This is a genomic window from Aerococcus christensenii, assembly GCF_001543105.1.
GTDB lineage: Bacteria > Bacillota > Bacilli > Lactobacillales > Aerococcaceae > Aerococcus > Aerococcus christensenii.
In genome coordinates, this window is record NZ_CP014159.1 from 1411235 (window position 1) to 1433258 (window position 22024).

General features: G+C 37.4%; 22 protein-coding genes, 1 tRNA gene and 2 pseudogenes. 21 read left to right on the forward strand and 4 right to left on the reverse strand.

The window, feature by feature from the left end; genetic code table 11:
* Window positions 1–11: 11 nt before the first annotated feature.
* The 11 genes and pseudogenes from AWM71_RS08025 to AWM71_RS08595 all read left to right on the forward strand — a co-directional run.
* Window positions 12–395, forward strand: a pseudogene (locus AWM71_RS08025) (hypothetical protein); the annotation flags it as partial.
* Between the two features lie 677 nt (window positions 396–1072).
* Window positions 1073–1987: an ATP-binding protein gene (locus AWM71_RS06755; protein ID WP_060777238.1), complete on the forward strand. Its 915-nt coding sequence runs from the start codon at window positions 1073–1075 to the stop codon at window positions 1985–1987.
* 466 nt (window positions 1988–2453) lie between these two features.
* Window positions 2454–2864, forward strand: coding sequence for an ArpU family phage packaging/lysis transcriptional regulator (locus AWM71_RS06760; RefSeq protein ID WP_060777239.1), 411 nt, complete (start codon window positions 2454–2456; stop codon window positions 2862–2864).
* 49 nt (window positions 2865–2913) lie between these two features.
* Entirely contained in the window at window positions 2914–3471 is a 558-nt protein-coding gene (locus tag AWM71_RS06765; RefSeq protein ID WP_060777240.1) for a hypothetical protein, read from the forward strand.
* Window positions 3472–3498: 27 nt separating this feature from the next.
* Window positions 3499–3834, forward strand: a complete 336-nt coding sequence (locus AWM71_RS08290; protein ID WP_060777241.1) for a hypothetical protein — start codon at window positions 3499–3501, stop codon at window positions 3832–3834.
* Window positions 3835–3844: 10 nt separating this feature from the next.
* A complete protein-coding gene (locus tag AWM71_RS06775; protein ID WP_060777242.1) occupies window positions 3845–4282 on the forward strand; it encodes a hypothetical protein in 438 nt (145 codons plus the stop codon).
* A 933-nt stretch (window positions 4283–5215) separates the two neighbouring features.
* Window positions 5216–5506, forward strand: a complete 291-nt coding sequence (locus AWM71_RS08490) for a hypothetical protein (protein ID WP_236701118.1) — start codon at window positions 5216–5218, stop codon at window positions 5504–5506.
* 146 nt (window positions 5507–5652) lie between these two features.
* The gene (locus AWM71_RS06790; RefSeq protein ID WP_201783966.1) at window positions 5653–5856 is read left to right on the forward strand and encodes a CPCC family cysteine-rich protein; all 204 of its coding nucleotides are present in this window, start codon (window positions 5653–5655) and stop codon (window positions 5854–5856) included.
* A 67-nt stretch (window positions 5857–5923) separates the two neighbouring features.
* Entirely contained in the window at window positions 5924–6151 is a 228-nt protein-coding gene (locus tag AWM71_RS06795; protein ID WP_144428642.1) for a polymorphic toxin type 50 domain-containing protein, read from the forward strand.
* Window positions 6144–6353: a hypothetical protein gene (locus AWM71_RS06800; protein WP_060777245.1), complete on the forward strand. Its 210-nt coding sequence runs from the start codon at window positions 6144–6146 to the stop codon at window positions 6351–6353. Before AWM71_RS06795 ends, AWM71_RS06800 begins: the two co-directional genes overlap by 8 nt.
* A 59-nt stretch (window positions 6354–6412) precedes the next feature.
* Entirely contained in the window at window positions 6413–6535 is a 123-nt protein-coding gene (locus AWM71_RS08595) for a hypothetical protein (RefSeq protein ID WP_256379437.1), read from the forward strand.
* 284 nt (window positions 6536–6819) lie between these two features.
* Here the strand turns inward: AWM71_RS08595 and AWM71_RS06805 are convergent.
* Together AWM71_RS06805 and AWM71_RS06810 are read right to left on the reverse strand one after the other, a co-directional pair.
* Window positions 6820–6904, reverse strand: a tRNA-Leu gene (locus AWM71_RS06805).
* Window positions 6905–6954: 50 nt separating this feature from the next.
* A complete protein-coding gene (locus tag AWM71_RS06810) occupies window positions 6955–7740 on the reverse strand; it encodes a zinc ribbon domain-containing protein (RefSeq protein ID WP_060777246.1) in 786 nt (261 codons plus the stop codon).
* Window positions 7741–7983: 243 nt separating this feature from the next.
* On the opposite strand from AWM71_RS06810, the gene AWM71_RS06815 reads away from it, so the two are divergent.
* The 4 genes and pseudogenes from AWM71_RS06815 to AWM71_RS06830 all read left to right on the forward strand — a co-directional run bounded on the left by AWM71_RS06815 (window position 7984) and on the right by AWM71_RS06830 (window position 11511).
* Window positions 7984–8940, forward strand: coding sequence for a transglutaminase-like domain-containing protein (locus AWM71_RS06815; RefSeq protein ID WP_060777247.1), 957 nt, complete (start codon window positions 7984–7986; stop codon window positions 8938–8940).
* Between the two features lie 328 nt (window positions 8941–9268).
* Window positions 9269–9976, forward strand: a pseudogene (locus AWM71_RS08625) (DeoR/GlpR family DNA-binding transcription regulator); the annotation flags it as partial.
* 220 nt (window positions 9977–10196) lie between these two features.
* Complete coding sequence (locus AWM71_RS08495) at window positions 10197–10478, forward strand: hypothetical protein (protein WP_236701119.1); 282 nt, start codon at window positions 10197–10199, stop codon at window positions 10476–10478.
* Window positions 10447–11511 carry a Na+/H+ antiporter NhaC family protein gene (locus tag AWM71_RS06830; RefSeq protein ID WP_236701120.1) on the forward strand — a complete coding sequence of 355 codons (1065 nt, stop codon included), beginning with the start codon at window positions 10447–10449 and terminating at the stop codon, window positions 11509–11511. The genes AWM71_RS08495 and AWM71_RS06830 overlap by 32 nt, the downstream gene beginning before the upstream one ends.
* Before the next feature lie 223 nt (window positions 11512–11734).
* Here AWM71_RS06830 and AWM71_RS06835 read toward each other — a convergent pair whose 3' ends face one another.
* Window positions 11735–12700: an L-lactate dehydrogenase gene (locus AWM71_RS06835; protein WP_060777250.1), complete on the reverse strand. Its 966-nt coding sequence runs from the start codon at window positions 12698–12700 to the stop codon at window positions 11735–11737.
* Between the two features lie 363 nt (window positions 12701–13063).
* Between AWM71_RS06835 and AWM71_RS06840 the strand changes: the two genes are divergently transcribed.
* From AWM71_RS06840 to AWM71_RS06865, 6 genes are all read left to right on the forward strand, one after another.
* Window positions 13064–14257, forward strand: a complete 1194-nt coding sequence (locus AWM71_RS06840) for an acetate/propionate family kinase (RefSeq protein ID WP_060777251.1) — start codon at window positions 13064–13066, stop codon at window positions 14255–14257.
* A gap of 77 nt (window positions 14258–14334) precedes the next feature.
* Window positions 14335–15681, forward strand: coding sequence for an NAD(P)/FAD-dependent oxidoreductase (locus AWM71_RS06845; RefSeq protein ID WP_060777252.1), 1347 nt, complete (start codon window positions 14335–14337; stop codon window positions 15679–15681).
* Window positions 15659–17065: a helix-turn-helix domain-containing protein gene (locus AWM71_RS06850; protein ID WP_060777253.1), complete on the forward strand. Its 1407-nt coding sequence runs from the start codon at window positions 15659–15661 to the stop codon at window positions 17063–17065. The genes AWM71_RS06845 and AWM71_RS06850 overlap by 23 nt, the downstream gene beginning before the upstream one ends.
* A 211-nt stretch (window positions 17066–17276) precedes the next feature.
* Window positions 17277–18791 (forward strand): glycerol kinase GlpK, encoded by a 1515-nt coding sequence (gene glpK, locus AWM71_RS06855; protein WP_060777254.1) that lies wholly within the window; start codon window positions 17277–17279, stop codon window positions 18789–18791.
* A gap of 28 nt (window positions 18792–18819) precedes the next feature.
* The gene (gene glpO, locus AWM71_RS06860; RefSeq protein ID WP_060777480.1) at window positions 18820–20649 is read left to right on the forward strand and encodes a type 1 glycerol-3-phosphate oxidase; all 1830 of its coding nucleotides are present in this window, start codon (window positions 18820–18822) and stop codon (window positions 20647–20649) included.
* 11 nt (window positions 20650–20660) lie between these two features.
* The gene (locus AWM71_RS06865; RefSeq protein ID WP_060777255.1) at window positions 20661–21365 is read left to right on the forward strand and encodes an MIP/aquaporin family protein; all 705 of its coding nucleotides are present in this window, start codon (window positions 20661–20663) and stop codon (window positions 21363–21365) included.
* Window positions 21366–21479: 114 nt separating this feature from the next.
* On the opposite strand, the gene AWM71_RS06870 is transcribed toward AWM71_RS06865, so the two are convergent.
* Window positions 21480–21944, reverse strand: coding sequence for a universal stress protein (locus AWM71_RS06870; protein WP_060777256.1), 465 nt, complete (start codon window positions 21942–21944; stop codon window positions 21480–21482).
* Between the last annotated feature and the right edge of the window lie 80 nt (window positions 21945–22024).

Here is a 22024-nt window from a genome sequence, read left to right on the forward strand (position 1 = left end):
GGAATGGATAAATGGCACAGCGTCGGATGTTCAGTAAAAAAATAACTGAGAGTGATCAGTTCCTTGATATGTCTCTAAGCGCACAATGTTTATATTTTCATATCAACATGGCCGCTGATGATGAGGGGTTCGTTGGCAACGTCAAGACCATCAAAAGGATGATAGGAGCTAGTGATGATGACTTAAAAATATTAATCGGCAAAGAGTTTTTAATACCTTTCAAGACTGGTGTTGTCGTCATTAGAGATTGGAAGATACATAATTACATTCAAAAAGATAGATATAGCTCAACTTTTTATTCTTACGAAAAAGCAATGTTAGCAACCACACCTAATAAACAATATCAGATTAAAAAAGAAAACTGTATCCAAAATGTATCCAAAACGGATACAGAGTATCCAGAGCGTATCCAAAGCGGATACAAAGTGGATACAGAATGCATCCAGAGTGTATCCAAAGTGTATCCAAAGCGGATACAGAATATTCAACAAGAAAGTGAAAATGAAGGAGATAACTCCTTAGAAACAGCGTCAAATAAGCAATGTGAGGACTTGTATCCAAACTGTATCCAAAATGTATCCAAAACGGATACACAGGTTAGGTTAGGTAAGGTTAGTATAGAGTTAGGTAAGAATAGTATAGAGTTAGGTAAGAATAATATAGAGTTAGGTAAGAATAGTATAGATCAGTTAAGGTCAGATAAAGATATAGATAAAGATATAGAGAGAGATAGCAATATATATATAAATAAAGATATAGATATAAATAAATATATAGTCAGAGAAAAAGCAAAAGAAGAAAATGAGCGTAACAATGTTCAAGACGACCGTAACATTGTTCAAAAATGTTACATAGAGAAAGAGATAGAGAAAGAGAAAGAGAAAGATAAAAATATAGAGATAGAGAAAGAACCTGTAGATTTTGAACTAGATGAGGATATAAGGACATACGCCCAAATATGTAAAAGATATCCTAGCGAAGAAGACAGAGAAAAAGCTTTTTCAAAATTACTAGAAAGAGGACGTGATTACCTTAGCGGGAATTGGGAACCTAAAAGCGAGGGGGCGAAAGAATGACAAATGACTTTATACACTGGTTGCCTAAAGAGACACGCAAAAAGTTGAGAGGAAGAGATATACAAGTAGAGACGGAAAACGCTAAAAAAAAGATATTAGCTGATCACGATATTCAAAAATTTTTGAAAGACTATAAGCCAGTTTTGGATGATGATTCAATAAACAAAAGCCTTACAACTTTTAACGGCTATACGACTTTTCAAAGAGATCCCCGCTACATTCCGGCTCTTTTTATAGTTAATGGGCTGGTTACGCTAGAGCTAGCGTTGAACCCAGAGTTTCAAGAAAGAAAATTAAAAGAAGCATGGAAAAGAAAGCTAGACCTTTTCACTTTGAGCATAGATAATCAACTGGCGACTCTTGAAGACTATGACCAAAGCGAATTAGGACGACAACAAGCATTCGCTTATTGCAACAACCTTATTAAAAACTATCGTCCTAATCAAAAACAAGTAGGTATATGGCTGGTTGGAAGTTTTGGAATTGGAAAGACATACCTACTAAGTGCAACTGCTAAAGAGCTGAATTCACGGCAAGGTGTAGGAGTAACCATGATTGAATGCGCCGAGCTGATAGAGGGCTATTTTAACCAAATGAAGAAGGACAGTAGCCGACTAGATAGCTACTTAAATAAATTCAAGCTTGTAGATTGCTTGATCATTGATGACATAGGCGCAGAATCTTATAATGCCTACGCTTTAAGTGGAATCTTATATCCAATCATTAACTTTCGATACAAGAAAAATAAACTAACTTGTTTCACATCCAATCTGACAAAGCTGGACTATTGCAGATATTTATTAAAATCCCCTAAAAACGGGAAAGAAGACGTTAAGCGTTTACTAGAAAGGATCGACGGATTAGCCACAGAAGTTCAAGCCATCGGAGTTAACAGACGGGAAAAACATTAGAACAAATTAAAAAACGCCTCTAGCGTGATAAAGAGCGTATAAAAAGGGCAATTTTTAAAGTTAATGTGGTTAAAGATAAAAAGCTTTTTAATCGAATGTATGAATTGCTAAATAGAAACTTTCGTTAACCTATTGTGTCCCTTATGTATACCTTTAGAATGTTGATATATCAACAAGTACCCTCTGTTACTAATATATATATATAAGATTTTTTTGTTATATATATTAGCGCCTTATATAGCTAAAAAAAAGTTAGTGTTTATATAGGAAATTAAAAGAACAGGGAAACAAGGTTGCAAATGTTGTTATATCAACGTTTTGGAGTATCCCCTTGTAAAAAAGAAAAGAAACAAGGGTAAACAAAAAAAGATCATTATAACTTAGAACAAATAAAAGAAGCACTCTTCCAAGTGATGAAGAGCGCCTAGCATGTACTTAAATTATATCACGGAGGAGTGCTTTTTTAATGCTAGATCTTATCAACGAAAAGCAAACAATCGCAAACGTCACCGCATTTTTAAAAGAGTATGCTACTATAAAGCGCTTATCAGGAATTATTGGAACCGTAACGGCTAATTACAGTTTTATACCTTCATCCGTTCCTTCTTCTTCTGATGGTTCTATGTTTCGGATATTAGAAAGACGAGAAAAAGCTCAAAACCAAATAAAAGCTATTCATGAAGCATTTGAATTACTAAGCGAAGAGGGAAAAGAATTGTTGCGCTTAAAATTCACAATAGAGCCAAAGATGACCGATGAAAACATAGCTTATAGGCTAGGGTTTTCTAGTGCATCTTATTATCGGTTACTTAAAAAGTATAAAATCCAATTTGCAGAAGCTTATAAAGGGGGTGAATTACTGGCTTTTAAAGAATAGGGGTAAAAAAGTAATGTGTAAAAATTAGATTGTTAAAGGAGAGTTTTAAATGAAACTTGATGAAATAGAAAAAAAGTTAAACCAATTAATTAAGACACGGGAGGAAGGCCTTGATTTTTTTGAAAAAAACGCTCAAAAAATCAAGGATAAAAAGGAAGAGCTGAAAGATAAAATCAAAGAAAACAAAAAGTTGAAAAAATTCCAGGAAGTTATTGAGCTAAAAAAAGAGCTGCTAGATTTGGATAAACAGCTCGATTTGAACGACGAAGTGATGCAAGAATTTAATCAAAAATCCCTTTTGAGTCAAGAAAACACAGCTAAATTTCTTGATGAGGTGAAGAAAAGTTCGAAAGAAAGTGCTAGCGCCCTATTCGCCGAACTGGAGAAAAAAGCAAATATTAAAGCGCTGGAAGAAATCAATCAAAAATCGTTGCAATTGATTGAACGAGTTTACGATCTGAATAATTCGATCAAAAGAATGTCAAAAAATAAAGACCTTATATATCCTTCAGAGTATAGAGGGGTTACCCCTGATTACTATATTGAAAAGTTTTTGTGTGATGGGGAATTAAAAACGGATATAGAGGAAGCTAAGAAAGCTATTTAGCTACACAAGAAAGGAGAGAATTGAATTATGACTTTAGAAAAAGTAGACATGAATTACTATACGGAATGGCTAGCGGAAAAGGTTAAAAAAGAAAAAGAGGAAGAAAAACAAAAAGCTTTCGAAGAATTTGAAAAAGAAGAAAAAAGAAAACAAGAAAAAAGTAAAAAGTGGGAGAGACTTATGAAAGCGGCTCACAAGGCGATTGTGGCTGAAAAGGAAGCTGCTGAAGAAGACGAAGAAATCGAACTGAGGCGTGAAATTTTAAAGGCTCAAAATAAGAGTGAGGAAGCGGTTAACCTTAAGACTAGCGGAGAACGAGCGATTGAAAGTGCATGGGAAAAAGTTATCAGTAAAATGGACTAAGAGGTGAAGTATGTTAGGTAAAGCTTTTTTGAAAGAAGAACTAGGACTTGATGAGGAACAGATCACTAAGCTTTTTAAGCGATTGGATCCTGACAATTTAAACTCTAAAAGGACTAAGGAATTAACCGAGGAGTTGGAGGAAACGAAAGCTAAACTTGAAGAGTCTCAAGAACAGCTAGAACAGGTATTGCGTTCTCTTAAAGAAGAAAGCGACTCGAACGATAAATTGAAAGAACAAGTGACTTCACTAACTGAACAAGTAGCACAAGTCAATAAAGAAAAAGAAAAAATTGAAATTGATTGCATAAAAAAATCGATTCTTTTTTCTTATAAACTAGACCCCGCCCTTTCGAAATATATCAGGGGAACTACCCCTGAAGAGATTGAAGATGATATAAATAAAGTGATGGCTTGTATCAATTCGCAAAAAAAATTTTTAATATTTTGATTGGAAGAATTACTAACGAATAGCCATTAACAAAAATCAATGAATACACAATAACAAAAGAGGGGGTATTTCTACCCTCTTTTTGTTACATTGATTACACTATACGCCTTATACACCTTAATGCGTAGTACTTAATCAACTGAATGATAACCGCTTCTAGATAGATTTTTATCCCCCCCTTACTTAAAAAAGAAAGGCAAAAAAAACTTCCTATTAGCTTCCGCAAAAGCTTGCGCCCCCAGTTCATTAAGTAGGTATAGCTCTACACCCTACCGACTTATAGTAGCAGTGTGGGAAGCTATGAGGGATCAAAGCTAAACTAATAAAAGGCTGTCTTAATGTATCATAGGTACAGTAGCAATCTAATAAGCAGATCTATTTACAATAAGTTTTAAATGAATGTTGTTGTAAAATTAAAACAATTCTTTTGTTGTGATGATGAACAGTTAAGGAAGTACTGAAAAGCTAGAGGATAGGTAATAGGAAGAGAGGAGCAAGGGGAGCAGGGCAAGGGCAACGAGAGGGAAGACAGTGCGAACAATGAAAAAAATCAAAAATATTTTAATTTATTTATTAAGCAAGTAATTAGCAAATAACGGCTTTTTCTACCGACTTTGTGAAGAGGGGGGGTACCTCCCCCCACCCTTGGCTGGCCGAACTTCACGCCGTCATTGCACATATTTTTTCGTGAAAAAGAGGATGAAGAAGAATGTGGATTTTCATCACAAGTTAGGGTTATCGCCCAAGATTGTTCGCAAGCTAGGTGTAGGCACAGGAAAGAAACGAAGCCATTCGAGATGTGAGTTTTGTCGTGAGGGTGTTGGAACGTTTGAATACAATAAAAAACTATTGATAAAGAAATTTTTAAGCGACATGCTCATTGCACTTGTTCGATAGAATACTTCCCGTACAAGGGGACGAAAGCAGAAAAAAGTGAAAGCGTGGCAATCGATGGAGGAACAAGAAGATAGAGCAGAGTATAAGACACTTTCAGAAACGTTGGGAAAAAGGATGCAAGTGTCACTGTCAGATTCCCAAAAAATGAAGTATAATAATTCTAAAGAGTACAAAGAATTAGCAGAACGTGCTGAATGGCTGAAATTTGAATTCCCTAGTGAAAAGTCTTTGTCGGGCATTTTGAATCTCACGGTAAAGAGTTTGGAGAAATTACTAAAGATAAATATCAAAAAAAGCAGCCGAGCTATTGTCTCAACCTATTTCTGAGGGTGTATTGGGATACGACACAGAAACCAGACGAGTTAGATATAACCAAAAGGAAAATACTATAGCCATTGGGAAGAAGAATAGAAATGGAAAATTTAAAGTAACAACCATGTTTAAACCATACGAAGGAGAACTGTATTATCATGATGACTACAAGAGAGAAAATAATAATGATTGATGGTTGGGAATATATTCATTGTCCAGTTTGCCAAGAACTTGTGGAGACTTATGATATTTGTGAACGTTGTAACTGGGAAAATACGGGAGAGACCAATATTGATGGTGGCCCTAATAAAATGACATTAAAAGAAGCTAAAGAAGCTTATGCCAAAGGATTAAAAATTAAATAAGGAGATCAATAATGGCAAAAGACGATTATCAAGTTATCGTATATCAAATATTGGCATATCTGTATAATTGCTTAAAATTGAAGAGGGGCAAAAATTAATTGATCAAACTATGGGTAAAGGATTAGTGGTATGCTATAATAACGGTGAACCCAAAAAGCAAGAAGATGTTAATTTTCATCAAATGATTGGATACTATGTAAAAGACGGAAAAGAATATCCTACTACTAAGGGTCGGATACATTATGGAAAAAATGGAGCACATATCGTGCCGGAGGAGGGGAGTCGCTTTGATTAATTGGGAAAAAGCAGAATATGCTGATAAAATCCGGGTATTGTTAAAAAATGGCCAAGTTTTTACTGGATGTGGTAATGGTCTCGAATTAGCAGAAGATTTTGATGATGAAGATGAACAATATGACACCTTTTTTATTGGAACTAAAAGCGGCTCATATGGATTAAAAGTAGATGATATTGAAAATATTGTATTTTTGAAATAACTAACCACCACCTAATCGGTCGGTGGTTTTATTATGTGCAAAAACAGGAGGTATATGGGATGGCGGAAAAGAAAGAGTTAAGAATCAAGTTAAATTTAAGCAATCAGTATGAATTAGACAAAGTGATTAACGGATGGATGGACGCTATTCAAAAGATGGAAGCTGATTTTGACAAGCTCTAGAAGCTGTATCCCAAGAAAGCTTGAAAGGCGGATACAGTGATAAGGTTACATCCTTTTGAATTAAAAATAAACATGAATTTAGGACGCAAAAAAATGGTATAAAAAAAGACCCTTAATAGGTCAGTTTCTTTTCTTAGCTTCGGGGAAATTTCTTGCGTGATATTTGCGTGATATTTGCGTGATTTGCGTGGCGTTCAATAAAATTCTTTGATTTTCAACTTGTCCTAAAGCCCTTGATACACAAGGCTTTTTAGCACTTTTTGAAAAGCTTTAAAAAGCATTTATGCGGCCAAGAGGACTTGAACCTCCACGGGAGTATCTCCCACCAGCCCCTCAAGCTGGCGCGTCTGCCGATTCCGCCATGACCGCGTAAAAATGAGTACTCATATATAGTACTCATTTTTATCCAGTTTGTCAACTCAATAAATCAAAATACCTAAAATAATTAAACAACAAATATAGATGATACAAGTCAAAAGAATGAGGGAGTAAGTATTAAGAGGAGAAAGATTCAAATTTTCTTTGAAATAAAAGAAAGAGACAGCAACAATAAGAGTAATGATCTCAATCACCAGCAAGCAAATAATCACTAAAAGAAAAAGAATAGGAGCGCTGAAAGCTAAGATCATGGCGATAAAAGATAAGAAAATAGAGAGAGAAATGCTGCCAAAAAATTGATTCATCTGATCGTTGATCTGCCATTTCCCCTTACGACTGTAAAAGCGTACGCCAGCCATCAATAAAGGCAAAAGGGGAAAAGCAAGTGCTAAAAAGATTAGTGTCCTCAGGCTAAATAATAAAGGCAAAAAAGCGACTTTGAGACTTGGCAATAGGGAAATCCTTGCAAACCATTCGTAGTAAGATAAACTCTGTTTAAGAAACAAAGTGACTGTTAACGTATTAAAAATAACCAGCAATAAAAGGGAGATTTTCCAATACAGATAAGATTCAGGGACGTCCTTTTTTAAATTAGAAAGAGGATGTTTTAAACAAAATATTAAATAGGCCATATAGTGTTTCATTCGATGAATGAAATGTTTTTCTTTAGCGAGCATTTGTCGATTTTTAGAGTCTGTATTTTCTTTAGGATGGGAAATAGTTTGAGATTCTGATCCTTGTTTCCCTGTTTGAAGATCGCTTCCGCAATTTGGGCAGACAAATTTTTCTCCCTTTGAGGGGAAGTGACAGTTTGGACATGAGAACATACTGATATTCGCTCCTTTCACTCTTCATTTATAGGATAGGCGAAAGTAATCAGAATGGCAATAAATTTTTCAAAAAAGAAGGTACATAACCTGTCCTTTTTTAGAAACATAAGAAATTTTGAACAAGCAATAGAATCTTTATTTTATAAGATATTCCTATTAATTATAATAGAATTCTTTGATAAGATTGTGAACAAATGTGCTATACTATTATTAATAATAGGTCAAAGAGAGGGTGAGCGAATGGGCAAGCAAAAACAAGATATTATATTAGCAATGAGTAGTCTATGTATGCTTTTAGCACTTTTTATCGGGATGTCTGTGCATTCGAATAGTCCTCACTGGTTCTGTTCCTTAGAGAATTGGTCAGAACTTTTTGGGGAGTCTGCATCAGAAAAATTTAAAGAGCAACTCTTGCATGGCGTTTCTTATGCCAAAAGTGTGGATGGAGAGATAGAAGAACTAAAGATTAGCGATGTCTATGTTGGACAAATTGATCGGAAGACTTTTCGAAGTGACTTGCGAAAGACTTTGATACAGCAATTTAAGAATGGCCAGCTTTCGTTTTATTTGACGATGAATACTGCCAATTTGAGCGATCAAGAAGCTTTTGAGATGACCAAAGAAGCTCTTTTCGGCAGTTATTATGGTCAAATGGTGAGATCTATGAAAGTCGTAACTTATAATGACGTGAATAAGGGACAATCACAGATTTACTATGCCTTTCAGTGGATTCATCGTCCAGAAGAAGATCAAATTGTTCATCAATGGGCGAAGTTTCTTGCGGAAGGGTACCAAGCCTGTCCTGTAGAAGAAAAATTATTAAAAATAAAGAAGGACATTCAGCTTCTAGCTACTGTAGAGAATCTACCGACCTACGGAGAAGCGGATAGCCATTCTCCTTATTCATTAATAGTGAAGCATAAAGGAAGTCCGAGTGCTTATGCAGCGCTTTTTCAATTAACGTGTGACTACGCAAATATTCCATCTAGAATTATATCGGGACAGTCCTTGACTTCAGAAGAGGAGTCTTCGAACATTCATTTTTGGAATCAAGTCTATTATCAAGGAAAGTGGCAGGATATAGAAGTTGCAGAACCATCTGAACAGAGCAGCCTTTTTGCAGATTTTAAGTCGCATTACCGTATTTTTTCACGGGAGGAATGCTTTGAACATTTCCTTGAAGATGAGAGTAAATGAAGGGTAAGCATATAAATACAGATTATTCTGTAAAATTTAATATAATACGATAGAATAATGAAAAGCAATTGAATAATGAATTATTATCATGTGGTATAATAGTAAATTACTTTATTAAAACCAAAGTTGTGTGTAGTATTTAATTCATTGCAATGGACTTAGATTAAAAAAATCAGATGGAATATTATTGGATGCATTAGACTCCTATTTATTTTATTATGAAGACTCCTAACAAAAGGATTTTGCATAAGAATATGGGAAGGGTTGGGACAACTATGCTAAAATTTGAACGAATAAAAGCAATAAAAGAAATTTTGAAAAAAGGGGAAGTGTGTCAATCTCTGAGTTAAGTAAATTATTTAATGTAACAGAAGAAACTGTTAGAAATGATTTAGCGGAATTACAAAGTGATAATACTGTAAAAAGGGTAAGAGGAGGGGCCTTTTTAATTGAACCATCAGATAACGAAGTTCCATTTGGCATTCGATCGGAAATGCTAAAAAATGAAAAAAAGCAAATCGCTAAAACGTGTATACAATTTATCAAATTTGGAGATACCATCGCTTTAGATTCTTCGACAACAGTGAATTGTTTAGCGAAAGAAATTGATCAATAAGATCTATCTATTACTGTTATTACTAATTCTATAGTAAATGCCAATATTTTAATGAATTGTAAAAATATTAATTTAGTTGTTTTAGGTGGAGTTTTAAGATCTAAATCAAAATCTTTAATTGGTCAAGTGACAGATGAATCTATTAAATGGTATGTAGTAGATAAATCGTTTGTGAGTTGTTCTGGACTAAGCATGAAATTTGAACCTACAGATACGAATGAGCAAGAATCTCGAATTCGGGAAAGTTTTTTTCAAGCTTCTGAAACGAATTATTTATTAGCTGATAATACGAAATTTGACTATAGGACTGCTTTTTTAATTTCACATTTCGATTTAATAGATTATGTGGTTACCAATGAAGAACCTGCTAAAAAATGGCGTAACTATTTAGAGAAAAATAAAGTTAAATTATTAGTGTAAATGTTAAGTATCAAAGTTAATAGTATTTGAAGCCTAGTAGAAAAAGTCTTTTCTTAATAAGGATCCGTTTTAATCATTGTCAAAGACAAGATTAGAACGGATCTTTTTTGTCTTTATTTTGAATTAATTTGATTCTTTTGGGATTTCCTTGACTTTTTTGGTGATAAGAGATATATCCAACTTGCGAAAACGGTTACTTGCGATAAAAGGAGGTTTGTTTATGAAGAAAGGAAATGTTCGAGGGATGATTCCTTTGATTGTTTTTCCTGTCCTATATGTGTTAGTTGGTGTCATTTCTGGTAGTTTTGATAAAATGCCGTTGATGATAGGAATTAGTATTGCTATTGCAGCAGCGTTAATTATGGATAGATCGAGTTCTTTTGATGAAAAAATTGAAATTTTTTGTCATGGAGCTGGAGAATCTACATTAGTATTGATGGTTTTAATATTTTTACTTGCAGGAGGATTTTATGTCGTTGCCAATAAGATGGCATGCGGTTGAATCTATATCTAATTTAGGATTAAGTATTTTGCCTGCAAAGCTGATTTTACCTGGGATATTTATTATAGGGTGTATTTTAAGTTTTGCTATGGGAACATCTATGGGAACTGTAGTAGCTTTAGCACCGATAGCTATTAATATTGCCAAAAAAACAAATTGTAAAATGGCATTGATTTGTGGTGCTGTGGTTGGAGGAGCAATGTTTGGAGATAATCTTTCTTTTATTTCTGATACGACAATTGCTGCAACGAGGACACAAGGAATATCCATGAAAGCTAAATTTAAGGCGAATATTTTGATTGTATTACCTGCTGTTTTCATTAATTTACTTTTATTAGGAATTCAAAATATTGATACTTCGAATGTTTCATCGAGAAGTTACCAATATCAATTGATCAACATTGTCCCTTATATTTTTGTTATTGCTCTATCTTTACTTGGAATAAACGTGGTGAAGGTAATGGTATTAGGAATATTATCCGGAATCTTTATCGGTGTGATTCATGGTGATTTTTCCTGGATTGGCTCTATGGAATTTGTTCAAAAAGGAATGGGTGGCATGGAAGACATGGCTATCATCGCTATATTTGTCGGTGGCCTTGTTGAAGTGATGAAGTACCTAGGTGGTATTCAATGGCTCATGGCAACTTTAGGAAAGAAAACAAAATCTAAAAAAGCTGCTGAACTTTCAATTGGATTTTTAGTAACATTATTATGTGTAGCTACAACGAATAATACTATCGCAATTGTTACTGTGGGACCATTGGCTCAGGAAATTGGACAAAAATTCCATTTAGCTAGAGCAAGAGTAGCAACGATATTGTCTATGTTTGGAACTAATGTTCAAGGGTTTATTCCATATGCAGGACAATTGTTAGTAGCAGGTGGTATGGCAAAGGTATCACCAGTACAGGTTATGCCGTGGGTTTGGTATTGTTATTTAACATTTATCTTTAGTATTTTATTCGTGCTTTTGGATTTTCCGAGAGTTAAAGTTACTGAAGAAACAGGTTATGATAAGTTAGATAATTGAATTAAGTTGTTTTTCTACCTTTTGAAGTTAGTGACAAGTTTAAAGATATTTGTTAAAAAATCCGTAAGAAGAGCCTACTGACTCTTACTTACGGATTTTTTTATTAAAGTATGGAGGATGAAGGGAGGGGGATTCGCTGATAGGCATATAAAAACAGGCTGATGTTCGTCAGCCTGTTTCTATATATGTATGGTGTCTATATGTAAGTTAGGAAAGAAAATTTCTATTGCTCTAATTTTGCAAAAGCATTAGTCTGAATTTCTTTCATGGCTGAGCAGGATTTTTCCATTAAAGCCTGTTCCTTGTCAGTGAGTTGAAGTTCTACAACTTGCTCTAACCCCTTAGAAGAGATAATAGCAGGAGTACCTGTAAAGACATCATGTTGACCGTAGTGGCCATCTAAGTAAGCAGAAACTGGCAAAACAGCATGTTCGTTATCAAGAATGGCACGACAAATACGGTTTAAGCAAGCAGCAACGCCATAGTAAGTTGCACCTTTTCCGTTAATAATGTCGTAAGCTTTGTTCCGAACGTAATCACTGACTTCATCTTGATAAGTTTCGTCAGCTAAGCGGTTTTCAGCTGTTGCGAATTTTTCAATAGGTTGACCACCCACTGCAACGTGAGACCAAGCCCCAAATTCACTATCTCCATGTTCTCCAAGAACATATGCGATAATATCTCGTGGATCAACATCTAATACTTTAGAAATTTCAGCGCGGAAGCGTGCAGTATCGAGAGAAGTCCCTGATCCGATGACTCTTTCTTTAGGGAAACCTGAGAATTTCCAAGTAGCATAGGTCAAGATATCCACTGGGTTAGAAGCAACGACGAAGATTCCATCGAAACCTGAGTCAACAACTTTACCAACCATTTCTTTAAAGATAGGTAAGTTTTTATCCACGAGATCCAAACGAGTTTCTCCACCTGGCTTTTGAGGAATCCCTGCAGTAATAACGACGATGTCGGCATCTTTACAGTTTTCATAAGTAGCTTGGTAAACACGTTTACGTGCAGTAAATCCTGTAGCGTCTTCTAAGTCTAAGACATCGGCGTTTACCCGGTCTTCCTTAATATCAATGATACCGAGTTCTCGTCCAATTCCTTGCAAAACGTTGCAATAAGCAAATGCAGAACCTACACCGCCATCACCAATTAAAATAATTTTTGCATCATTTAAGTTAGCCATAATACAGTCCTCCTTAGTTTAATAACGTAAAAATTGTTGAGAAATAATCAGAGAGGAAACTTTCTGAATTCCTTTATGCTTAATGTAAGCCCTTTCGTGTCAAAAATCAAGCATTTTATGCAGATAAAACTGTATTTTATGAATTATAGTAAATGATTCACAAGGGAAAATATGAAAACTTATTGGTTAAGATCAAAGTCCTTTCAAAAATAAAAGGGAAAATGTAGTGAGCATATTTTTTATTTCACAAGCAGACAAATGTAAAATTTCTATGCAAATCACGTGAATTTTTATTAACGTTTGTGTTAGAATAGTCGCAGACTGATTTATGATGTTTGTATTATTAAAAAAAGGAGTTAGTGTATGTCTAAAATTTTTGCTTTAAACGCTGGATCATCTAGTTTAAAATTCTCAATTTTTGAAATACCTAGTGAAGAAGTTGTGGCTTCTGGGCTTATTGACCGTATCGGACTAAATGATTCGAACGTTGTCATTAAATATGACGGTGAAAAATTCACCGATGTTAAGGATGTCCCAGATCATGATGTTGCTACCAAGATCTTATTGGAAAAGTTAAAAACTCTTGGGATTATTAAAAACATTGATGAAATTGCAGGGACTGGTCACCGTGTAGTTGCTGGGGGAGAAGTTTTCAAAGACTCTCTCTTAATTGGTGAAGATGAATTAAACCAAATTGATGCCCTTTCTGAATATGCACCTTTGCATAATCCAGCTGAAGTAAAAGTTATTCGTGCTTTCCATAAGCTCTTACCAGGTAAACCAGCTGTTGGAGTGTTTGATACTTCCTTCCATACCACAATGCCTGCTGAAAATTATCTTTACGGGGTTCCTTATGAATATTATGAAAAATATGGGGCACGTAAGTATGGAGCACACGGAACTTCTCATAAATATGTTTCCTTACGTTGTGCCGAATTAATGGGCAAGAAACCAGAAGAAGTAAACATTATTACTTGCCACGTTGGAAATGGGGCTTCCATTACAGCGGTTAAGAAAGGTAAATCTATTGATACTTCTATGGGATTCACTCCAGTTGCTGGGGTTGTGATGGGAAAACGTTCTGGTGATGTGGATCCTTCGATGTTGGCTTACATCATGGAAAAAGAACACATTGATATGACAGAAATGCTTCGCATTTTGAACAACGAATCTGGCTTGAAGGGCCTTTCTGGCGTATCTTCCGATATGCGCGATGTGGAAGAAGCTATGGCAAAAGGCAACAAACGTGCGAAGATTGCTTTAGATGTTTATATCAGTGCTGTTAGACGTTATGTTGGTTCTTACTTAGCAGAATTGAATGGCGCAGATGCTATCGTCTTCACAGCCGGTGTGGGTGAAAATTCTGCACCTTTCCGTGAACAAGTTTTAGCAGATATGGAAAACTTGGGAATTAAGATTGACAAGGAACGGAATGAATCCACCAAAGAAGGGCTCATTTCTACCGATGACTCTCGTGTCAAAGTTTATGTCATTCCAACTGACGAAGAATTAATGATCGTTCGTGATACGGTTCGTCTAGGACATATTAACGCTTAATAAAATGCAATCGATTTTGAAAAAAGCAAGGTTTCTGAAAGGAGATCTTGCTTTTTTTAGAGAAGAGGAGAGATTGAATGAAGATCTTAATTGTAGGGGCCTCTGTCGCTGGCTTGGAGGCAGCTTTCTATGCGAGAAAACGTTATCCTTCAGCGACGATCCAATTACTGGATCAGAGTCAGGTCCTAGGTTATCACCCCACACGTTTTAATCGGTACCTTATTGGCGAATTTGAGACCTTGGAAGGAGAAGACCATGCTCTCCAAGAAAAGCTAGCTAATCAAAATATCACCTGCCTTTTGAACTGTCGAGCGCTTAAAATCCTACCCGCTGACAAAAGTCTTCAGATCTTCTATCAAGGCCGTGTGCAAAGCTTGACCTATGATGCGATGATTTTAGCGACGGGATCCCAGGATAATCAGCGCTTGGTGCAAGATTTTGAAGAAGATAGCTCCTTAATTAAAATTCGCTCTTTAGAAGAAAGTCGCCAAAGTTTGGAATTGTTAAAGCGGTCAGATCAAGTCCTAGTGGTAGGAGCTGGTCAGATCGGTTTAGAAGCTAGTCAAGTTTATCATCGAGTAGGCAAACAGGTCACCCTTCTGGAAGCTTCTGAATACCTTAATTTTAAATATTTGGATCATCCGATGAGTGAGCGAATTCAACGCCGCTTAGAGCAGGCAGGAATCCGAATAGTGACAGGGGCAACCGTCAATCGGATGTCGTTTCATTCTCCTTTTTGTCAGATTGAAACGTCAAAAGCCACTTATCAGACAAAAGCCGTTCAATTAGCGACTAATTTTGTCCCGAATAGTGCCTGGTTAAAGGATCAGGTGACTTGTTATCCGGATGGGACAGTTCAAGTGGATGATTATTTGCAAACGAGTGTCCCTCAAGTTTTTGCGATTGGAGATTTGATTCGAGTGCCTTTTGGTCCTTATCGAGAGAAAATTTATCTTCCTTTGGTTCATCATGCCAAAAATTCTGCCAAGATAGCCGTTGAGAATCTCTTTTATCAGCAGTTGAAGCGGTCGATTAGTCAGCGGATTATTGTTTCCTATCTTTTTGATCAGACCTTATTATGTGGAGGATTGACTGAGGAAGAGATGCGTTTGACAGGGCGGAGGATCTTTGTTTCTTACCAAGAAGATGGGGAGGACTTTATTCAGATCCTTTCTGATTTTTATACGGGGCAAGTGCTAGGCGTTCAGGCGCTTAGCCGTCGAGACATCAGTCGATCGGCAGCTTATCTGGAAGAGATCTTAGCATGTCAAAAAACAGACCAAGCCCTTGCTTTAGAGAGTGCTTTTTATCGCAATGGGGAAAGCGTGGAACAAGAGAGGGATTGGTTAGATTTTGAAAGTCATTATTTGAAACGCTTAGCAGCTAGAAATGAGGTATGTGATGCAAGTCAAAGTGCTTTTTGATCGGAATGAAGCTTGCCTCTATGACTTGCTGGCTTATTTGAAAGAAGAGAAAGAGGGCGTAGCGAGAAGGGAACTTCTTCAGGTTTTACAGATTAGCCCTCAAACCTTTTGGAAGTATTGTCAACAGTTTAATGATTATCATCAAGGAAAAATGTGGGAAGAGAAGGAGAAAGTCCATCTTCATCTTCCTGCTCATTTGCAATGGCAGGATGTGGTGGCTTCTTTCACTCAAGATTCTATAAGAATGAAGATCCTTCGCTTGTTTTTAACGCATTCCAAACTAAGTAAATGGCAATTAGCTCAGAAATTAATGGTGAGTGAAGCCACAGTGAGTCGCCAGTTGAAACATCTTAATCACTCGCTTCAGCCTATAGGAATTCAACTGTGGAATGGTGAACTTCAAGGACCAGAACACTGGATTCGTTATTTTTATTTTGAATTTTATCGGCAGACTTTAGCCCCTAAAGACCTTATGAGTTTGTTACAAGCTCAAGGAATGTATGATCAGCTGTATCTGTTTGAAGGGATCACTCAAAGGACCTTTCATCCCAAACAAAAGATGGAATTAGCGCTTTGGCTCTATATCAGTCAATGGAGAGGGCAAGCGAATAGCAGGGATTTTTCTGCTTTGAAGGGAGCTCTTGCCCCCTATGAAGTCAGCGAGATCTATCGGTATCTATACCAAAGTCTCTTGCATTATTTGACGAAGTTTGCAACGAATGTGGATCAGGGGGAAGTTGGTGTCTTGATCGCTTTTTTGATGGCAAGAGGTTTGTTGAGTGATAGCTTGAATGAAAAATTCCTGGGTTATGGAGGTCCCTTAACAGAAGCTACCCAATGGGTGTTGAAAGGAATGAAGGAATCTCTTTCTGACTTGAATCTCCCACTTCAAACAGCTCCCCTCGCTTATAGCAGCCATTTGATGGCGAGATTGTATTTCTTTGGACCGATTTTTTTAGAAGAGAGTCCCTACGATAAGAAGGGACAGCCTCCTATAGAAGCGAAACGTTTAATAGCAGAAGTCTGTCAAAATCTTTTCCACCAAGAGCTTAAGGAGAAACAGGTAACCTATTATGTAGACCAGCTCAGCCAATTATGGGCTTACTATCGAGTAGAGCCTATTCCGACTTACCGAATAGGGGTTTGCTTAGGAGGACCTCCCCTCATCCGCTCCTTACAAATGCGCTATCTCTCTCAAAAATTAAGAAAGACGGATCAATTTCTGTTAGAAGCCTATCGAGAAAATCACTCCGATGATTACGATGTCTTGATTAGTGATTATTACTTACAGTCCGTGGATAAGCCTGTTTTTTATTTAAAGGATCAAAAGATTGAGAAGGACTTGGAAGATTTGAAGGCTTTTTTAAAGGGACTAGCAGAATAAATTTTGCCGTATCCTCTCTATATATAAGTTCCTCATAAAAACACCTTACTTATTAAAGCTTTTTAACTACTTGTCTTAAGACGGCAAGTAGTCTAAAGGGCGGTGAATGAAGAAAAAGAACCTCAAGAATTTTTATTTTTATAAAAATTTTGAGGTTCTTTTTGTATCCGCTTACACTAAAATAAGAGTATCTGATAAAGGAGGTCTATCCATGAAAGAAGAATATATTTTAGCGATTGATCAGGGCACTACCAGTACGAGAGCCATTATCTATAACCACAAAGGTGAAAATGTAGGATCTTATCAAAAAGAATTTGATCAACTTTTTCCGAAAGCAGGATGGGTAGAACACAATGCCAATCAAATCTGGAATTCTGTTCAATCTGTCATTGCAGGTGCCTTTATTGAAAGCGGGATTAAACCCGAGCAAGTCAAAGGGATAGGCATTACCAATCAACGGGAAACAACAGTTGTATGGGATAAACATACCGGTCGTCCGATCTATAATGCGATTGTCTGGCAGTCTCGTCAAACAGCACCTATTGCTGAGCAATTGATTCGAGAAGGCTATTCAGACCTTATTCGCCAAAAGACAGGATTGGTGGTGGATCCTTATTTCTCTGGGACCAAGATTCGCTGGATCTTAGACCAGGTGGAAGGAGCTCAAGAACGGGCAGAAGCTGGGGATTTACTCTTTGGAACGATGGATACTTGGATTGTCTGGAAGCTCACCAATGGAGCAGTCCATGTGACAGATTATTCCAATGCAGCACGAACCATGATCTTTAATATTAAAGAATTAAAGTGGGATGATGAATTGCTTGAGATTTTGAATATTCCAAAGGCGATGTTACCAGAAGTACGGTCCAATTCCGAGATTTACGGAGAGACTATTCCTTTCCATTTCTATGGTGCCAAGGTGCCTATTGCGGGGATGGCAGGGGACCAACAGGCGGCGCTCTTTGGGCAATTAGCTTTAGAGGCAGGCATGGTGAAGAATACTTACGGGACAGGGGCCTTTATCATTATGAATATGGGTCATGAATTTAAACTGTCTAAGAATAATTTAATCACGACAATTGGATACGGCATCAATGGAGAGATTACTTATGCTTTGGAAGGCTCCATCTTTGTAGCAGGGAGCGCTATTCAATGGTTAAGAGATAGTATGCGACTAGTGAAGACTTCTCCAGAATCTGAAAATTATGCGATGAAGTCTCAAAATGACGATGAAGTTTATGTGGTTCCTGCCTTTACAGGATTAGGAGCTCCACATTGGGATCCAAAGGCAAGAGGATCTGTCTTTGGATTAACTCGAGGGACAACACGGGAAGATTTTGTGAAGGCTACCCTTCAATCCTTGGCTTATCAAACACGGGACATTATCGATACGATGGAACTCGATACGGAAATTGAGATCAATGTCTTAAAAGTAGACGGTGGAGCAGCGATGAATAACTACCTCATGCAGTTCCAAGCAGATATCTTAGGAATTGAAATCGCCCGAGCAAAGAATCTTGAAACAACCGCTCTGGGTGCTGCCTTTTTAGCGGGATTAGCGGTAGGTTTTTGGAAGGATGTTAATGAATTAAGAGGTTTAAACTCTATTGGACAAACCTTCACACCAACGATGAACAATGCGCATAAAGAGCAGCTCTACAATGGCTGGAAGCGTGCGGTGAAAGCCACCCGTTTATTTACAGAAGTAGAAGAAGCACAAGATTAGGGAAAAAATACAGAAAGAAGCGACCATGATGAAATTCTCAAAAGAAACACGACAACAAGCCATCGATAAACTCAAAGAGAGAACCTTAGACCTCTTAATTATCGGAGGAGGCATTACGGGAGCAGGTGTGGCTTTACAAGCGGCTGCAAGTGGCTTAGAAACAGGCTTAATTGAAATGCAAGACTTTGCAGAAGGGACCAGCAGTCGGTCGACCAAATTAGTTCACGGAGGCATTCGCTACTTGAAACAATTCGATGTAGAAGTAGTGGCAGATACTGTTGGAGAACGGGCCGTTGTCCAACAAATTGCTCCTCATATTCCTAAGCCAGATCCCATGCTTCTTCCAGTTTATGATGAACCAGAGACAACTTTTAATCTCTTTCGCTTGAAGATTGCTATGGATCTCTATGATTCCTTAGCAGGTGTCACTCAAACCCAATATGCTAATACCCTCTTGACTAAGGAAGAAGTCTTAGAATATGAGCCTGATTTAAATCCAGAAGGTCTTCTAGGAGGCGGACAATATCTCGATTTTAATAATAGCGATATTCGGTTAGTGATTGAAAATATTAAACGGGCCAATCAAGATGGAGCACTTATCGCAAGTCGTGTGGAAGCAGTTGATTATGTCTATGATGATCATCAAAAGATAAAAGGTGTAGTAGCCAAGGATCTCTTGACAGGAGAGACCTTTACTATTCAAGCACGCTATGTCATTAATACCACTGGCCCATGGAGCGATAAAACGCGTTATCTCGGTCAAGATGTCGCTAAAACTAATATGCGTCCCACCAAGGGCGTGCATTTGGTTGTTGACAGTAGTAAATTAAAGGTTTCTCAGCCGGTTTATTTTGATAGCGGTTATGAAGATGGCCGGATGATTTTTGTCTTGCCTCGTGAGAATAAGACCTATTTTGGAACGACAGATACAGATTATCAGGGAGACTTTAAACATCCTCGAGTAGAGCAAGATGATGTCGATTACCTTTTAGGAGCGGTGAACCGGCGATTCCCTAAAGCTCACTTAAGATTAGAAGATATTGAAAGTTCTTGGGCAGGCTTACGTCCTTTACTTTCAGGAAACAGTGCTTCTGATTATAATGGTGGGAATAGCGGAAAGATAAATGATGAAAGTTTCAATCAATTAATCGACGCAGTAAAAGCTTATCTTCACCAAGAAAAAACGAGAGATCAGGTCGAACGCGTGGTGGCAGGTTTGGAAGCGAGTCTTTCTGAACAAGAACTCAGCCCTTCTCAAGTGTCGAGAGGGAGTAGCTTAGAGCAGGATGAGAATGGCTTGATTACCTTAGCCGGTGGTAAAATTACGGACTATCGGAAGATGGCAGAAGGAGCCATGAAGAAAATTATCGATTTGTTAGAGAAAAATGAGCATCGCCACTTCCACTTGATTAATTCCAAAACTTACCCTGTTTCTGGTGGGGAGATTAACCCAGCTAATATTGAAGCAGAATTTGAATCTTATACGCAAATTGGGGTAAATCGAGGGTTAGATAAGGAGGAAGCCTATTACTTAGCTTCTTATTATGGATCCAATGTGACTCAGCTTTATGCATTAGCTGGGAAGGTAGAAGCTATTGAAGGCATGACGCTTGCAGAGAGTTTGATGCTCTATTATGCGCTTGAACAAGAAATGGTGCTCACACCTGTGGACTACTTCTTACGTCGGACCAACTATATGCTCTTTAAGCGAGAAAAATTAGAGGACTTGAAAGCTCCTGTCTTGAAGACGATGGCTACTTATTTCCAATGGACCCCAGAAGAAGAAGAAGCTCAAAGAGAGGCACTCGAAAAAACATTACGAGAGAATGACTTGTCTGATTTGAAGGCAAAAAGTTAAGGAGGAATAAAATGGAACAAGCAGTACTAGGGGAATTTTTAGGGACGGCACTTTTGATTTTATTAGGAAATGGGGTAGTGGCTAATGTTAGCTTAAAAGATAGCAAAGGAAAGGATGCTGGCTGGTTAGCAATCAATATAGGTTGGGGATTAGCGGTGATGGTAGCAGCTTTTGCTTCTGGCTATCTCAGTGGAGCCCATCTGAATCCGGCAGTGACTTTGGCTTTTGCTATTCAAGGATCTCTAAAGTGGAATCTCGTTCTCCCTTATATATTGGCACAAATGGCAGGTGCGATAGTGGGGCAAGTTTTGGTTTACTTCCATTACTATGAACATTATCAAGTGACGGAAGATGGGGAAACCATTCTAGGTACCTTTAGCACAGGCCCAGCTATTCCTTCTGACTGGAATAATCTTTTGAGTGAAGCTATCGGAACGTTTGTCTTAGTCTTTGGTATTCTTTCCTTTACCAAAACAACCATGGCGCCAGGGTTAGGGACCGCTGTGGTAGGAGCCTTGATTATCAGCATTGGGGTCTCATTAGGTGGACCGACAGGGTATGCGATTAATCCAGCGCGAGATTTAGGGCCACGTCTCGTTCATGCCTTCCTTCCAATGGACCATAAAGGAAGTTCACATTGGGAATATGCTTGGATTCCTGTGGTAGGACCTATGATAGGCGGCGCATTAGCAGCTTATGCCTTTATGATGATTTAAGGTAAGCATAAGAAAAACGAATTTTAAATATTAAATAGTGATCATCCCAAAAAAGCACAAGACATTCTTAATTTAAGGAATGTCTTGTGCTTTTTGTTGTGGTAAGAAGGGGAATTAGTCGTCCTCTTCTATATTCTCAAGATTGGTACGAACCACTAACACATCACAGTTAGCGTTTCGAATGACGTATTCAGAAACGGACCCGATAAATAAGCGTTCAACAGCGTTTAAGCCAGTCGCTCCAATCATAATCAAATCAATATTATTTTCCTTAGAAAGTTTGAAGGCAATTTGAATTTTTGGAGAGCCATAATCGATGATCGTTTTGACTTCTTTGACTCCACGCTTTTCCGCATACTTCTTGTAATCAGCTAAGAGGGATTTGGCTTGATCGACTAATTCATCCGATAGAATGCCTTCGTAGCCTGTACTTGTTTGGATGGAGCGAGTGTCCACGACATGGCAGATAATAAGGGAAGCATCGTTTTGAAGAGCGATAGCAATCGATTTTTTTAAAGCCAGTTCCGCTTCCTTGGAGCCATCGACTGGAGCTAAGATACGTTGATATTTTTTATACATTTTTCACACTCCCTTTCACTCATATTATAGCAGATTAATAGCATAAAAAAAACGCTTACCATCCAAATTTTCATGCTTTT

What these genes read in the sequence shown, in the direction of transcription:
- AWM71_RS06755 (WP_060777238.1), top strand. Translation starts at nt 1,073, where the DNA reads ATGACAAATGACTTTATACACTGGTTGCCTAAAGAGACACGCAAAAAG.
- AWM71_RS06815 (WP_060777247.1), top strand. Translation starts at nt 7,984, where the DNA reads ATGGGCAAGCAAAAACAAGATATTATATTAGCAATGAGTAGTCTATGT.
- AWM71_RS06840 (WP_060777251.1), top strand. Translation starts at nt 13,064, where the DNA reads ATGTCTAAAATTTTTGCTTTAAACGCTGGATCATCTAGTTTAAAATTC.
- AWM71_RS06765 (WP_060777240.1), top strand. Translation starts at nt 2,914, where the DNA reads ATGAAACTTGATGAAATAGAAAAAAAGTTAAACCAATTAATTAAGACA.
- AWM71_RS06810 (WP_060777246.1), bottom strand. Translation starts at nt 7,740, where the DNA reads ATGTTCTCATGTCCAAACTGTCACTTCCCCTCAAAGGGAGAAAAATTT.
- AWM71_RS08290 (WP_060777241.1), top strand. Translation starts at nt 3,499, where the DNA reads ATGACTTTAGAAAAAGTAGACATGAATTACTATACGGAATGGCTAGCG.
- AWM71_RS06850 (WP_060777253.1), top strand. Translation starts at nt 15,659, where the DNA reads ATGCAAGTCAAAGTGCTTTTTGATCGGAATGAAGCTTGCCTCTATGAC.
- glpK (WP_060777254.1), top strand. Translation starts at nt 17,277, where the DNA reads ATGAAAGAAGAATATATTTTAGCGATTGATCAGGGCACTACCAGTACG.
- AWM71_RS06830 (WP_236701120.1), top strand. Translation starts at nt 10,447, where the DNA reads ATGTCGTTGCCAATAAGATGGCATGCGGTTGAATCTATATCTAATTTA.
- AWM71_RS06845 (WP_060777252.1), top strand. Translation starts at nt 14,335, where the DNA reads ATGAAGATCTTAATTGTAGGGGCCTCTGTCGCTGGCTTGGAGGCAGCT.
- AWM71_RS06870 (WP_060777256.1), bottom strand. Translation starts at nt 21,944, where the DNA reads ATGTATAAAAAATATCAACGTATCTTAGCTCCAGTCGATGGCTCCAAG.
- AWM71_RS06775 (WP_060777242.1), top strand. Translation starts at nt 3,845, where the DNA reads ATGTTAGGTAAAGCTTTTTTGAAAGAAGAACTAGGACTTGATGAGGAA.
- AWM71_RS06790 (WP_201783966.1), top strand. Translation starts at nt 5,653, where the DNA reads ATGACTACAAGAGAGAAAATAATAATGATTGATGGTTGGGAATATATT.
- AWM71_RS08495 (WP_236701119.1), top strand. Translation starts at nt 10,197, where the DNA reads ATGAAGAAAGGAAATGTTCGAGGGATGATTCCTTTGATTGTTTTTCCT.
- glpO (WP_060777480.1), top strand. Translation starts at nt 18,820, where the DNA reads ATGAAATTCTCAAAAGAAACACGACAACAAGCCATCGATAAACTCAAA.
- AWM71_RS06760 (WP_060777239.1), top strand. Translation starts at nt 2,454, where the DNA reads ATGCTAGATCTTATCAACGAAAAGCAAACAATCGCAAACGTCACCGCA.
- AWM71_RS08595 (WP_256379437.1), top strand. Translation starts at nt 6,413, where the DNA reads ATGGCGGAAAAGAAAGAGTTAAGAATCAAGTTAAATTTAAGCAATCAG.
- AWM71_RS06865 (WP_060777255.1), top strand. Translation starts at nt 20,661, where the DNA reads ATGGAACAAGCAGTACTAGGGGAATTTTTAGGGACGGCACTTTTGATT.
- AWM71_RS06835 (WP_060777250.1), bottom strand. Translation starts at nt 12,700, where the DNA reads ATGGCTAACTTAAATGATGCAAAAATTATTTTAATTGGTGATGGCGGT.